The organism is Azonexus sp. (assembly GCF_036170495.1).
GTDB lineage: Bacteria > Pseudomonadota > Gammaproteobacteria > Burkholderiales > Rhodocyclaceae > Azonexus.
Window position 1 is genome coordinate 1 of sequence record NZ_JAVHPH010000288.1, and the last position, 14154, is coordinate 14154.

Here is a 14154-nt window from a genome sequence, read left to right on the forward strand (position 1 = left end):
TCATCGGCATGATCGAAAACGAGCGCATGCTCGACACCGACGCCCGCATCGCGCGCGGCCTCGCCGCCCTGTTCAACCCCGTGCTCTACCCCGGCACCAACCGCCTGCTGCAGATTTCACAGGAAGAACTCGGCTACCTGGCCGGCGTTTCCAGACAGCGCGCCAATCAGGCGCTCAAGGTGCTCGAGGATGCCGGGCTGGTACGCAGCGAGTACGGCGGCATCAACATTCTCAACCTCGACGGGCTGCGTACTTTCGGCGACTGATTACTACGGTCAACCGGAAAAAACGGCCAAAATCAAATCGCTCTGCCCCCGAACGTGACCACACCGAAGGTGGCCACGGGATACTTCCATCGCCGGGTACTAAATGACAGAATGGCCTGACAAGCAGTCGTCCGAATACAAAAATCAAGGAGGCAAATATTATGAGCCAGGGGACAGGAATTTCGCTTAGCGCACGTCTATACATCTTGCTGGGCAGCATGTTGCTCGGCTTGATTTTGCTCGGTGGCTACTCGGCGTTCGAGTTGCGTGCCCAGATTCTGGAAGAAAAGAAACTGGCGCTGCAGGCCCTGGTCGATTCCAGCACAGGCGTTATTCAGGAGCAATACGACCTGTTCAAGGCTGGCAAGATCAGCGAGGAAGAGGCCCAGCGCCTGGCCAGGGACAATCTGCGCAAGAGCCGCTACAACAATGGGTCGGACTACTTTTTCATCTACGATTTCAATGGTGTCAACCTGATGCATGCCTCGAAACCGGAGCGTGAAGGCAAGAACTTCATCGACTCGAAGGATCCGAACGGCAAGGATTACATCAGGCAGTGGATCGAACTGCTCAAGCGCGACGGTGCCGCCTACATCGATTACATGTTCCCGAAAGCGGGCAGCAAGGATCCGGTGCCGAAGATTTCCTATGCCAAGGTCTTCAAGCCCTGGGGCTGGTGGATCGGCACCGGCGTCTATGTCGACGACGTCGACGCCAGGTTCCGCCTGGCCGTGATGAAATCCTTGATTTTCCTGATTGTCATCGGCACCCTGCTTGGCTCGCTCGGCTGGCTGATCAGCCGCAGCGTTCGTAACCAGATCGGTGGCGAACCGGCTATCGCCGCCAGCCAGGTAGAGGTCTTCGCCAGCGGCAACCTGACCCAGCCGATCGTCTCCTCGAGCAATCAGGAGGGCAACCTGTTGACCGCCCTGGGCGCCATGCAGACCCGTCTGGCCAACATCGTGCGCAGCATCCGCGGCAACACCGAGGTGCTCGCCAAGGAGTCGGCCGATCTCTCCGTCGCTGCCAAGGAAATCAGTATCGCCGCCGAAAAGCAGGCCGAGTCGAGCGCGGCGACCGCCGCGGCGATCGAGGAACTGACCGTCAGCATCAACGAGGTCTCGGAGATCGCACTGATCACCGAAACCAACTCGAACACGACGGCCGAGCTCGCCGGCAAGGGCGGCACCGTCGTCCGCCAGTCGGCCGCTGAAATCCAGAATATCGCCAACGCTGTCGACGAGTCGACTCGGCGCATACAGACACTGGTTGGCCGCTCGCAGGAAATCGGGACGATCACCCAGGTGATCAAGGAGATCGCCGACCAGACCAACCTGCTGGCCCTCAACGCCGCCATCGAAGCGGCACGCGCCGGGGAAAGCGGACGCGGCTTCGCGGTGGTTGCCGACGAAGTGCGCATACTCGCCGAACGGACAACCAAGGCAACCGCCCAGATTACCAACATGGTCACCGCCATCCAGGACGATACCCAGCACGCGGTACACGCCATGGCCAGCACGACGCCCCGTGTGAACGAGGGCCGGCAGCTGGCCGGCGAAGCCACCGAACTGCTCGACGAAATTCAGCGTCAGGCCAATGACTCGCTCGCCAAGGCCCGGGAGGTCGCCAATGCGACCCAGGCACAAGCCATTTCGGCCAACGAAATTGCCCGCCACGTCGAGAATATTGCCTCAATGACCGAGGAAACCAACGCCGCCACCAAGAGCAATTCCGATGCAGCCGACCAGTTGAAGTTGATGGCCACCAAGCTGCAGGAAGAACTCTCCTACTTCCGAACCTGATGCGCCGATTGCCTCGGGAAATCGCCCTCAGCCGCCGACCTCCGGGCATGTCGGCGGGCTGCGCAGCGTCGGCGACCGATTCCCACGGTCAACGGTAAAAAACGGCCAAAATCGAAATGGCCCGAGCCGACATTACATGGCACAAGGCGTGAAATGGTCGACGGTATTTCGCTTCCCGATTCGGATATCCTGATGACTATTGCTTAATCAGCGCCAGACTCCAGGCCGGAACACCAGTGTCCCACTCAACCACCACATCTTCAGCGGAAAAGCAGCCAGACCACTCAGGACGCCTTGCTACCCTGCTCAACGCCAGCGGCCTGATGTCGAGCTGGCGCAAACTGTCCTACTGCTGGCGAGACCCCGATGCACCGGCCGATGTCGCCGCCGCCCATCGTTTCCGGCAGTTCCGCGCCTTGCTCCAGCAAATGCCGGTCAGCGCCTTCGACTGCATGGTCTGCTCGCTCATCTACGCCTGGATTTTCTGGGCGGACGCCACGCCCGGCCTGCTCATCGGCTGGTGCGCCGCGGTCTGGGCCAGTTCCGGCACCGGCCTGATCATCTGGCAACGCAACAAGGCCGAAACCAACCATCAAGCCTGCGCCCGCGCCGTTCGCCTGCTGACCGCCTCGGTCGCCATCTCCGGCCTGCTCTTCGCGGTCATGCTGGCCTATCTGTTCGGCCGCACCAACATCACCGGCCAGATATTGGTCACCGCCTTTTTTGCCACGGCCATTCCTCACGGCGCCTTTCATACCGCCCGCTGGCCTTGGGCCGGCGCCTTGTGGGGGACCGCCATGTGTCTCGGCGGGACGGTCACCCTGCTCTTCCTCTACGGCACGAGCTACATCTATCTCGCCGTCCTCCTCTCGCTCTACGGGATTTCGGTCGTTGCCTCGGTGCTCATCACCTCCCGGCTGTTCGTCAAGAGCCTGATTGCCGAAAGCGAAGTGGAGCGGCAAAAGCAGGTCATCGGTCTGCTCCTCAACGACTTCGAGGACGATGCCAGCGACTGGTTGTGGGAAACCGACGAACAGGGCCGTTTGCGCCACATTTCGACGCGACTGGCCGACACCCTGGGCAGGCCGGTTGCCGCCCTGCACGCCCAGCCGCTGTCGATCGCCCTGCTCAGCCAGAAAGGAGCGGCAGAAAGCGAAGGACGGCAGGCTTTCGCCCAACTGGAGGACGCCTTCGGCGCGGCCAGGGCCTTTCGCGACATCGTCGTGCCCATCGAGCAGGCCGGCGAAATCGGCTGGTGGGCGCTGAGCGGCAAGCCGCTGACCGACGCGGCAGGCACGATTACCGGCTGGCGCGGAGTGGGCTCGGACATTACCGCCGAACGCCGGCGCCAGAAAGCGGAACGCGATTTGCTGGCAACCCGCGAAGCAGCAGCACGACTGGCTGGCGAGCTCGATACGGCGCGCCGTATCCAGATGGGCCTGCTCCCCGACCTGGCAACCAGCTTTGCCGGTGAAACCCGCTTCTCGATTGCCGCCATCCTCGAGCCGGCCCGCGAAGTCGGCGGCGACTATTACGAATGCTTCCGGCTCGACGAGCGCCGGATCTGCTTTGCCGTGGCGGATGTTTCCGGCAAGGGCGTTCCCGCCAGCCTCTTCATGGCCATGACCAAGGCCCTGGCAGCGAGCATGGCCAGGCTGAACAAGGATCTCGGCGAAGCGGTGCGGGAAGTCGCCAACGAACTGGATCGCAACAATCCGGAAATGCTCTTCGTCACCGCCTTCATCGCCGTGCTCGACATCGTCAGCGGCGAGCTGAATTTCGTCTCGGCCGGGCACGATGCGCCGGTGCTGCTCCGCCACGGGGCGCTGTCCCGGATCGACCTGGGCGAGGCGCTTGGCCCGCCGATGTGTGGCGTCCCGGATTATCCGTTCCGGGCTGTCACCCGCCAGCTCGAGCCCGGCGATACGCTTTGCCTATTCACCGACGGGGTCACCGAAGCAACCGACGGCCAGAGTTTCTTCGGCACCGAGCGCCTGCTCCAGTCACTCGCCACCCAGTCAGCCCAAACACCGGTGGCGACCTGTGCCGAAGCCCTGCGCATCAGCGTCCGCCGCTTCGAGGCGACGCAGCTGCCGGCCGACGACCTGACCATTCTGGTCCTCCGCTGGCATGGCGGCTCAAGCCACTAAGTCAGCCGGGAAAAAGGGCCAAAATCATTTCAGATAGCCCCAGCTCTTCAGCCGGCTGATTGAATACTCTGCGGCCTTGCCCTGCTGCGTGCGTTGCAGATAAGCGGCATACCGTTTGGCCGCTTCCGGCCGCTTGCCCATGCCTTCCAGCGCAATCCCTTTCAGGAAGGTCACGCCGGCATCGCCCGGCAACAGGCGATCATAACGATCGAGATGCTCGCCGTGCCCGGATCTTTCTGGCCCAAGGCCAGCACGCCGACCAGCTTGTGCGCCTGGGCTTCCTGCGGATAAACCCGGGTCGCCGTCTGGGCGAACTCCAGCGCTTGGGCATCCTTGTCCTGAGCCGACAAACACTTGGCCATCAGCACATTCGCCGCGTAGTCGCGTGGTGTCGTCTTGAGCGCTGTGCGGAAGCGCTCCTCGGCCCTGCCGTACGCCTTGCCGGCCATCGCCACTTCGCCTTTCTGGCAGGCGTCGATGGTCGGCTTGATGCGGCGCAGTGACGCCGTGCTGTCCATGAAACGCTCACGCCCGGCGTCGCGCTTGTTGCTCGTCGCGTATTTGCTCTCGGCCAGCTGCTTCGCCGAGTCACGCCGTTCACTGCTCATCGGATGAGTTGAGAACATCGTCTGCAACATGCCCGGCGATTCCTTCTGCTGCTCGACCAGCAATTGCTGCAGGCCGACCATGCCGCTGGCCGGATAGCCGGCCCGAACCATGTATTCCTGCCCCAGCGCATCGGCCTCGCGCTCGTTGTCGCGTGAATAGCTGGAGAGCAGCGCGCTGGCCCCGAGCTGGGTGCCCAAGTCGGTCAGGCCGCCGAACCCGGCAGCGGTGCCGATGATGTTCACGCCGGTCATCGCCGCCTGCGTCACCATCGCCTGGCCCTGACGCTGCGCGGCGTGACGGGCATTGACGTGGCCGAGTTCATGGCCGAGCAGCGCCGCCAGTTCGGCCTCGTCGTCGAGATCGACCAGAATGCCGCGCGTCACGCCCATCGCCCCGCCGGGGAAGGTGTAGGCATTGACGTAATTGGCATTGAGCACGCGGTAGGAATACGGCATCTGCGGCCGATGCACCTTGGCATCGAGACGCCGACCAACGTCGCTCAGGTACTGGTTGATGGCCTCGTCCTGCACCGCCCCGAGATCCTGCGAGAACTGTTGCGGCGCGACCTTCTGATCGACGGCCTTTTCCTCGTCTTCGCTCATCCCGACCAGGATGGAACCGCCCCCGACCGGCGAGGTGGCGCAGCCCGACAGGGCGCTGGCGCCGAGCAGCCAGAGCACCTGGCGGCGGGTAATGCGATTGGCCAGCAGACTGCCCGGCAGTTCGCGTTTGATATTCTGGTCCATGCGCTGACTCCGTGAAGACGATGCGGATTGATTGTGCGACAAAACGCCGGCGCATTAAAGCTGACCGCCAGGACGGCAGCGGCTTTCGGAGCGACCACAATTGCGTCCCGAAAATTTGAAAATTGGCCCGTTTTTCCGGTTGACCGTAGCACCGACAATCAGCCGCTCACAACGGCAAGGTTCTGACCCAACCGTACCCCCCGGAACAACTGCTTTCGCCCGCGAAAAAAGACAGAAACACAACAACAAAAACTACAAAAATCAGACTCTGTTTGCATATACACCAAATCCGGCACATCCGCCAAATCCGTTGTCGCACAGCCGTTTCCACCCATTCTCCCCTGTTGTTTTCCACACCGCCATCTATAGTCAAAGGAGATACCTAAGATGACTGCGCCAAGCAGCAGGGAGATGTCATGAAGACGCGTGCATTCGTTCGCTCGAACAAGCGACTCATCACCATGGCCATTTCGGCGGCCTTCGTTCCCGGGGCGATCGCCGGCCCGGATGCGTGTACGGCAGGCGCCGGTGGCACCACGCTGACCTGCCAGGGCAACCAGTCCCAAGGGATCAATGTCAGCGCAACGCCGCCCAACGAGTTGATCGTCCGCAATCTCAGTCAGCCGATCACGACCAGCGCCTTCGGCACCAGCGGCATCGGCCTGATCAGCTCGAACGGCCAGAATGTCTGGATCACTGCCGGCGAGCCGGAACAACGCCTGTCCATCACGACCGGCGGCACGTTAACGCCGGGGATATACGGTATCTCGAGCGGCATCTCCACCACACCGCCCGCCGACAATGCTTTCCTGAACGTGCCTTTGATCGGCACCAACCCCGCCGTCGCCGGCGGCGAAGTGCGCATTAACGCCTACAGCACGCACTTCGACCCCGAAACCCCGACCCCCGGGATCCTGACCACGGGCCTGGCTGCTCATGCCATTGCCGGCTACAGCAGCGGCCCCGGCTATTCGGAAGCCGTACTCGAGAAGCTGCGGAATTTCACCGAAACCGGCTTCTCCTTCTCTGTCACCAAGGTGCTCAATGCCAGCGGCAGCGAGGTCGCGTTCAGCGGTGGCAGCGTCCAGGTACGCGGCTACCTGCTCGACGCCAACGGCAATGTGCTGCGCGACAGCAGCAACAATCCGATCCAGCACGGGACCATCAAGATCTATCAGGATGGCCGCTATGAAGTCAGCTACAGCACAGACGAGTTGACGGCCCACGCCTCCCTGACAGGCCCGCTGTACATCGGCGTCAATTACAGCGTCGAAGGCAATCGGGCCGGCAACACGCAAACCGACAACGCCCTGTTGCTCATCACGCTGCAGCGCGACGGCAGCACCCTGGAACAGAACGTCGAAGCCAGTTTCGACACCTTCGGCGTCAGCGGCAAGCCCGCGAGCAGCACGACACCCAGCGTCTTCCCGGACCTCGAGGCCTACGTCACCGGCTTGCTCAATGCCGCCGAATCTGGCGGCAGCGGCAACAGCGTGAGCATTTCCAGCGATGGCTGGCTCAAGACAACGGGCAGCGGCGCGCATGGCATCTACGGCTACAGCCAGGGCGGATCAGGCGTCGCCGGATGGGATGGCAACATCAGCCACTCGGCCGGCGCCGGAACCAACGGCAGCGCTGCCGGCAACGTCACCGTCAGCGCCAGCGGCACGATCACGACGACCGGTGAAAGATCCAGCGGCATCGTTGCCATGAGCGATGGCGGCGCCGGCGGACGCGGCGGCGGCAACAGCGCTGTCCGCTATGGCCAGCCGGGCGGCAATGGCGGCATCGGCGGAACGATCAACGTGACCGGCGACGCCAATATCACCACCACCGGAAAAAACGCGACCGGCATCGTTGCCATCAGCATCGGCGGCGTCGGCGGCAACGGCGGCACCGCCAATGGTGCCATGGACGGTGCCAATGGCGGCGCCGGCGGCCAGGGCGGACTGGTCACCGTCGATGGCAGCTGGAACGTCACGACGACGGGCGAACTGGCCCATGGCATCTGGGCCAAGAGCTTGGGCGGCAATGGCGGCAAAGGCGGCGACGGCGGCTCCTCTGGCGATTCCGGCGTCGGCGGTGTCGCTGGCGTCGGCAATACGGTCGTGCTGCGCAGCGCTGGCAGCATCAGCACCAGCGGCAGTCATGCCTATGGTCTGTACGGACAAAGCGTTGGCGGTTTTGGCGGGACCGGCGGCTCCAGCTGGGCGCTCTTCTGGGCCTATGGCGCCAGCGGTTCGCCCGGCGGCAATGGCGGGACGGTCACGGTTCAGAACCTCGCCAGCGGCAATGTGACGACCAACAATCTCTACAGCCACGGCATTCTGGCCCAGAGCATCGGCGGCGGCGGTAGCGGCGGCGGGGATGGCGATTTTGCCCTCTTCGCCAACCTGGGGGGCGACGGCTCCGCCGGCGGCACCGGCGAGCATGTCACGGTCGTGAACGACGGCAGCATCACCACCGGTAATGCGGATCCCGCTTTGCACCTGGGCGACTATTCTCACGGCATTTTCGCGCAAAGTGTCGGGGGCGGTGGCGGCGATGGTGGTGGCGTCTCCGGTCTGGTGAGCATCGGCGGCAAGGGTAGCGGGACGAGCGACGGCGGACTGGTAGATGTCATCAACCGCGGCACGATCAATACCTACGGGATTCAATCGCATGCCATTTTTGCCCAGAGCATTGGCGGTGGCGGCGGTGATGGTGGCAGCGCCAGCGGCTTGTTCACGATCGGCGGCGAGGCCGGCGGCGGTGGCAATGCCAACGTTGTCAACGTGACCAACAGCGGCATCCTGCACACCCACGCGAACGATTCGTACGGGGTATTCGCGCAAAGCATTGGCGGAGGCGGCGGCACAGGCGGCAGCGCGATCAGCGCCGGCGTCGATGTGGCCGTGGCCATCGGCGGCAAGGGCGGAGATGGCGGCGATGGCCAGACGGTCAATGTCACCACGCAGGGCGGCAGCGAGATCATCACCGATGGCGACCGTTCGCATGCCATTTTCGCCCAGAGCATCGGCGGCGGCGGCGGCAACGGCGGTTTCGCCATTTCGGGCTCGGCCGGATCGATCATCAGCGTCAGTGTTGCCGTCGGCGGCAGCGGCGGCGGCGGCGGCGATGCGGGCGTGGTCAAGGTTCTGGGCGGCGGCACGATCACCTCCTTCGGAGAACAGTCCTATGGCATCTTCGCGCAGAGCGTCGGCGGCGGCGGCGGCTCCGGCGGCTTCGCCATTGCCAGCAGCTACGGTGGCACCAAAGGCCTGAACCTCAGCCTGGGCGGCACCGGTGGCACCGGCGGCATCGGCCAGACTGTTGATGTCGGCACCGAAGCCGATCCCTTCTTCGGCACAATCACGACCCTGGGTGACCGCTCCCACGGCATTTTCGCGCAAAGCATCGGCGGCAGCGGCGGTGATGGTGGCTTTGCCATCTCCGGCAGCATTGGGGGCGGCATCACCGCCAATATCGCCATCGGCGGCAACGGCGGCACGGGCAACCATTCGGACGTCGTCACCGTCCATAGCGTCGGCGACATCACGACCGGTTGCAGCCAGGCGATGGCCGACACAAGCGGGTGCGATCCGGACGCCGGCAACGACGCGCACGCCATCCTCGCGCAGAGCATTGGCGGTAGTGGCGGCAACGGCGGCTTCGCCATTTCGGCCAGCCTGCTGGGCGGCGTCGGACTCAAGCTCGGCATCGGCGGTAGCGGTGCCGGCGCCAGCAACGGCAACACCGTGAATGTCGGGTCTACGACCTCGACCCTGGGCGGAACGCTCACCACTTACGGGGACCGTTCGCATGGCATCGTCGCCCAGAGCATCGGCGGTGGTGGTGGCAACGGCGGCGCCAGCATCGCCGGCGATCTGCTGGGCCCGGTGGCCCTGACGCTGAGTTTCGGCGGCGACGCCGGGGGCGGCGGCGCAGGCGGCCAGGTCAATGTCCATACCAATGCGAACATCACGACCCTTGGCGAGCAAAGCCACGGCATCGTGGCACAAAGCATCGGCGGTGGCGGCGGCACGGGCGGCCTCAGCATCGCTGGCGGCGTTACCGCCTTCGGCGGCTTGGCACTCTCGATGGGCGGCAAGGGTGGCGATGGCGATACCGCCGATACCGTGACAGTGGTCAATCGCGGCAGCATCACCACCGAAGGCGAGCATTCCTACGGCATCATGGCCCAGAGCATCGGCGGCCGCGGCGGCGCAGGCGGCACGAGCGGTTCGGTGATGGTCAACTTCAGCAGCGTGATTCCGATTCCCGAGCCCTACCCGACCGGCAGCGTGAACATCTCGCTCAGCCTGGGTGGCGAAGGTGGCAAAGGCGGCGTGGGCGGGCTCGTCGACGTGACCAACGACGGCGAGATCACGACCATCAACGACCACGCCTAGGGCATCTACGCCCAGAGCATCGGTGGTGGCGGGGGTGATGGCGGCAAGAGTATTGCCGCAACGGCTAACATCTCGTTGCCGGATGACCCCAGCGGCGGCGAAGGCGACACAAAGCCGCAACTCGAGGTGAAGGTGGACTTTGCCATGGCCATCGGCGGCACGGGCGGCAGCGGCAACGACGGCGGCAGGGTCGCCGTCACCAACAGCAAGACGATCGACACCACTGGCGTCGGTGCGCACGGCATCTACGCCCAGAGCATCGGCGGTGGCGGCGGCACGGGCGGCGACGCACGCGCCATGATCCTCAGCATCGATCCTGAGAACTGGAAACCGGATCAGCCCGAGATGGCCGACCCGGCCAGCATCAGCGTCGGTGCGACGCTGAGTGTCGGTGGCAAAGCCGGGGCCGGCGGTCATGCCGGAGAGAAGGTGGAGGTCACCAATACCGGCAGCATCGTCACGCGCGGCGCCGACGCCTTCGGCATCTTCGCCCAGAGTATCGGTGGCGGCGGCGGGGTCGGCGGTAGCGGTTACCACGGACTCGACTGGCAGGATTTCGGCGTATCGGAAGGGGTATCCGAACTGCTCGACTTCATCCTGCCGATCCAGGAAGAAGGCGACGTCAACATCACGGTGGGTGGCGCCGGCGGCGCCAGCGGCCACGGCAAGGAAGTCTTCATCGACCACACCGGCAGCATCACCACCACCGGCCAGGGTTCCGTCGCGGTGCTCGCGCAGAGTATTGGCGGCGGCGGTGGTATCGGTGGTATCGGCGCCATTGGTGATGCCGAGAGCAAGCAGCTCAGCTTCGGCGGCGACGGCGGTTCCTCGGGCAACGGCGGACTGGTACATGTCATCACCCGGGGCGAAATATCCACGACGGGCGTCGTCGCCCACGCCATCTTCGCGCAGAGCATCGGCGGCGGCGGCGGTTACGCGGGCAATATCGACCTCGGTGTCACCGACTTCGGCAACGCCTTCGCTTTCGCCGGCGATGGCGGCAATGCAGGCAACGGCGGCGAGGTGATCGTCGACAACTTCGGCAACATCGTCTCCCGCGGCCGCGGCGCCATGGGCATTTTCGCCCAGAGCGTCGGCGGCGGTGGCGGCCTGGGCGGCACCGTCGGCGCCGGCATCGGCATGGCCGGCAGCGTTGGTGGCACCGGAGCAGGCGGTAACGTGACTGTCGAACAGACCGGCGACATCCGCACCTACGGCATCGCCGCACACGGCATCGTCGCCCAGAGCAATGGCGGCGTCAGCGGCGGAATTTATACCGGTTCGTCCGGCGTGGTCACGATCAATAGTGCGGGCAATATCCTCGTCACCGGTGCTGACGCCCACGGTATCCTTGCCCAGAGCCTGGGCGGCGCCAGCAACGGAAATGTGATCGTCAATATCAACGACGGCTCGGTCACCGGTGGTAGTGAGACGGGTGTCGGGATCATGGTCCTGAATGGCGCGAACAACGTCATCACCAACAAGGGAACGATCTCTGCCCTTAGCGGGACCGCACTGACCGGTGAAAACGGTTCGGAAACCCTCGACAACCACGGCACGATTACCGGCAATGTCGATCTGGGTAGCGGCAGCAACGCTATCAACAATCTCGCCAACGCGACCTTCAATTCGCTGACAACGATCACTGTCGGCTCTGGGCGCAGCTTGACCAACGATGGAACTCTGTCACCCGGAGGTTCCCTGCACGCCCAGCACACTTCGCTAACAGGCAATCTCCTTCAAAACACGGGCGGATCCTACAACGTCGACCTGAGTCTGGCCGGCAGAAGCAGTGATCACCTGGCGGTGTCAGGCAGCGCCCAGGTTGGTGGCAGCATTCGGGTGACCGCGATCGATACCGGCGCCACACAGATCGGCTCTTGGCAAAGTATCGTTCTGTCGGCAGGCAATGGCGCCACGCCGAACAGCCTGACGCTGATCGCCCCATCGTCGCCCATCGTGACCTATGCCCTGGACTATCCGAGCAGTAACGAAATCGCAGTGTCCAGCCATGTCGATTTTGCCCCATCCAGCCTCGGCTACAACGCGCGGCAAATTGGCGCCCATCTCAACGCCATCCAGATGGCGAGGGGTTCAACTGCCATGGCCCCGTATATCGCCGCGCTGGTCAATCTGCCGGACGAGGCCAGCCTGCGTACCGCCTATGAAAAGCTTGGCCCGGGAGCTCTCGGCAATCAGGCCGGAGCAGCGGCGGCGGCCAGCCTTGGGTTCAACGACGCAATGCACAGCTGCCGACAATACGCTGGCGACTACCGCTTCATTCGCGAAGGTGAATGCAGCTGGTTCCGTCTCGGTGGCAGCATTCGCGATCAGGAAAGAACCGACCTGAATGCCGGATTCAAACAGGATGCCTTGACGCTGGCCGGTGGTCTGCAAAAGGCCATCCGTCCTGATCTCCATCTCGGCTTTGGACTGTCGTATCAGAAGTCGATACTCAATTCGACCTACTCCGACATCGATGGCGAACGCTTTGAAGGTGGCTTGATCCTGAAGCATCGCGCTGGCGCAACCCGCGTGTCGGCTTCCCTGAGCGCTGGTTATGGACATTTCAATACACAGCGACTGGTCGATATCGTCTCGCCCGGAGTCCGTGCTACCAGCAAGCAGGATGTATGGTCAGCCTCGCTGCAAGGAAGGGTCAGCCACGACATCATGAACAGCGCGTCGGCGTACGTTCGTCCGATGCTCGGCCTGGCCGTTTCCTACGTGACGCGTAACGGCTACAGCGAGAGCGGCGCCGGTGGTGCCAACCTGAATGTTGCCAAGGACGACGACACCTTCGTCGCGCTCCAGCCGGCCGTGGAGTTCGGAGGTGAATCCGGTTTTGGCGACCAAGGCACGCTGCTGCGCCACTTCATACGCCTTGGCGTCACCCATTTCCTGGGCAGCAACGAGCGGCGCATGACGGCCAGTCTGGAAGGCGCGCCGGCGGGCATCGAGCCCTTCACGGTCGTCACCCGGAGCGACCGGACTTACGGCGATCTCGCACTCGGCATCGACATCCTGCGCAAGAGTGGAACAACGGTAAGACTTGAGTACAACGGGCAGTTCTCGGCAAACAGTGCCACGAACGCGATCGGCATCAAGGTTGCCATGCCGTTCTGAGTGGCTTTCCCCAATGAAAACGGCGGGGTCTTGGCCCCGCCGTCCTTTTTTCTCCTCCGCCCTTTCGGGTTCGGATCGCTGCTCCCCTTTCGGGGCATTCCTTACATGCTGCGCCGGTACTGGCCGCCAACTTCGTAGAGCGCGCTGCTGATCTGGCCGAGCGAGCAGCATTTGACGGCATCGACGAGCACGGCGAAGACGTTGCCGTCCTCGATCACCGTCTGCTTGAGCTTGGCCAGCATGGCTGGCGACTGACCGGCATGGCGTGCCTGGAAGTCGCGCAGGCGCTTGATCTGCGACTGCTTTTCTTCGTCGCTCGAACGGGCCAGCTCGATTTCCTGCTGGGCCATGCCCTTCGGATTGAGGAAGGTATTGACGCCGATGATCGGGTAGGAGCCGTCGTGCTTCTTGTGCTCGTAAGTCATCGACTCTTCCTGGATCTTGCCGCGCTGGTAGCCGGTTTCCATGGCGCCGAGCACGCCGCCGCGCGAGGCGATGGCTTCGAATTCCTTGAGCACGGCTTCCTCGACGAGGTCAGTCAGTTCATCGATGACAAAGGCGCCCTGGTTGGGGTTCTCGTTCTTCGCCACGCCCCACTCACGGTTGATGATGAGCTGGATGGCCATGGCCCGGCGCACCGATTCCTCGGTCGGCGTCGTGATCGCTTCGTCGTAGGCGTTGGTGTGCAGCGAATTGCAGTTGTCGTAGATGGCGATCAGCGCCTGCAATGTCGTGCGGATGTCGTTGAAGTCCATTTCCTGGGCGTGCAGCGAGCGGCCGGAAGTCTGGATGTGGTACTTGAGCTTCTGGCTGCGCTCGTTGGCGCCGTATTTGTTCTTCATCGCCACGGCCCAGATGCGGCGGGCGACGCGGCCGATCACCGAGTATTCCGGGTCCATGCCGTTGGAGAAGAAAAAGGACAGGTTGGGCGCGAAGTCGTCGATCTTCATGCCACGCGCCAGATAGCTTTCGACGTAGGTGAAGCCGTTGGACAGCGTGAAAGCAAGCTGGCTGATCGGGTTGGCGCCGGCTTCGGCGATGTGATAGCCGGAAATCGACACCGA

8 protein-coding genes are annotated in these 14154 nt (G+C 63.6%); 5 read left to right on the forward strand and 3 right to left on the reverse strand.

Annotation, left to right across the window (positions count from 1 at the left end):
* The 3 genes from ADADOO_RS10260 to ADADOO_RS10270 all read left to right on the forward strand — a co-directional run.
* On the forward strand, positions 1-266 hold a 266-nt coding region (locus ADADOO_RS10260; RefSeq protein WP_511277275.1), incomplete at its 5' end, for a Crp/Fnr family transcriptional regulator.
* A 206-nt stretch (positions 267-472) separates the two neighbouring features.
* On the forward strand, positions 473-2068 hold the full coding sequence (locus ADADOO_RS10265; RefSeq protein WP_511277277.1) for a methyl-accepting chemotaxis protein: 1596 nt from the start codon (positions 473-475) through the stop codon (positions 2066-2068).
* Between the two features lie 236 nt (positions 2069-2304).
* Positions 2305-4218: a PP2C family protein-serine/threonine phosphatase gene (locus ADADOO_RS10270; protein ID WP_511277279.1), complete on the forward strand. Its 1914-nt coding sequence runs from the start codon at positions 2305-2307 to the stop codon at positions 4216-4218.
* A 24-nt stretch (positions 4219-4242) separates the two neighbouring features.
* Here ADADOO_RS10270 and ADADOO_RS10275 read toward each other — a convergent pair whose 3' ends face one another.
* Together ADADOO_RS10275 and ADADOO_RS10280 are read right to left on the reverse strand one after the other, a co-directional pair.
* On the reverse strand, positions 4243-4410 hold the full coding sequence (locus tag ADADOO_RS10275) for a hypothetical protein (RefSeq protein ID WP_511277281.1): 168 nt from the start codon (positions 4408-4410) through the stop codon (positions 4243-4245).
* On the reverse strand, positions 4389-5573 hold the full coding sequence (locus ADADOO_RS10280; RefSeq protein WP_511277283.1) for a M48 family metalloprotease: 1185 nt from the start codon (positions 5571-5573) through the stop codon (positions 4389-4391). The genes ADADOO_RS10275 and ADADOO_RS10280 overlap by 22 nt, the downstream gene beginning before the upstream one ends.
* Positions 5574-5989: 416 nt before the next feature.
* On the opposite strand from ADADOO_RS10280, the gene ADADOO_RS10285 reads away from it, so the two are divergent.
* Together ADADOO_RS10285 and ADADOO_RS10290 are read left to right on the forward strand one after the other, a co-directional pair.
* Positions 5990-9964: a beta strand repeat-containing protein gene (locus ADADOO_RS10285; RefSeq protein WP_511277285.1), complete on the forward strand. Its 3975-nt coding sequence runs from the start codon at positions 5990-5992 to the stop codon at positions 9962-9964.
* Between the two features lie 75 nt (positions 9965-10039).
* Positions 10040-13090 (forward strand): autotransporter family protein, encoded by a 3051-nt coding sequence (locus ADADOO_RS10290; protein WP_511277286.1) that lies wholly within the window; start codon positions 10040-10042, stop codon positions 13088-13090.
* A 101-nt stretch (positions 13091-13191) separates the two neighbouring features.
* On the opposite strand, the gene ADADOO_RS10295 is transcribed toward ADADOO_RS10290, so the two are convergent.
* On the reverse strand, positions 13192-14154 hold a 963-nt coding region (locus tag ADADOO_RS10295; protein WP_511277288.1), incomplete at its 5' end, for a methylmalonyl-CoA mutase family protein.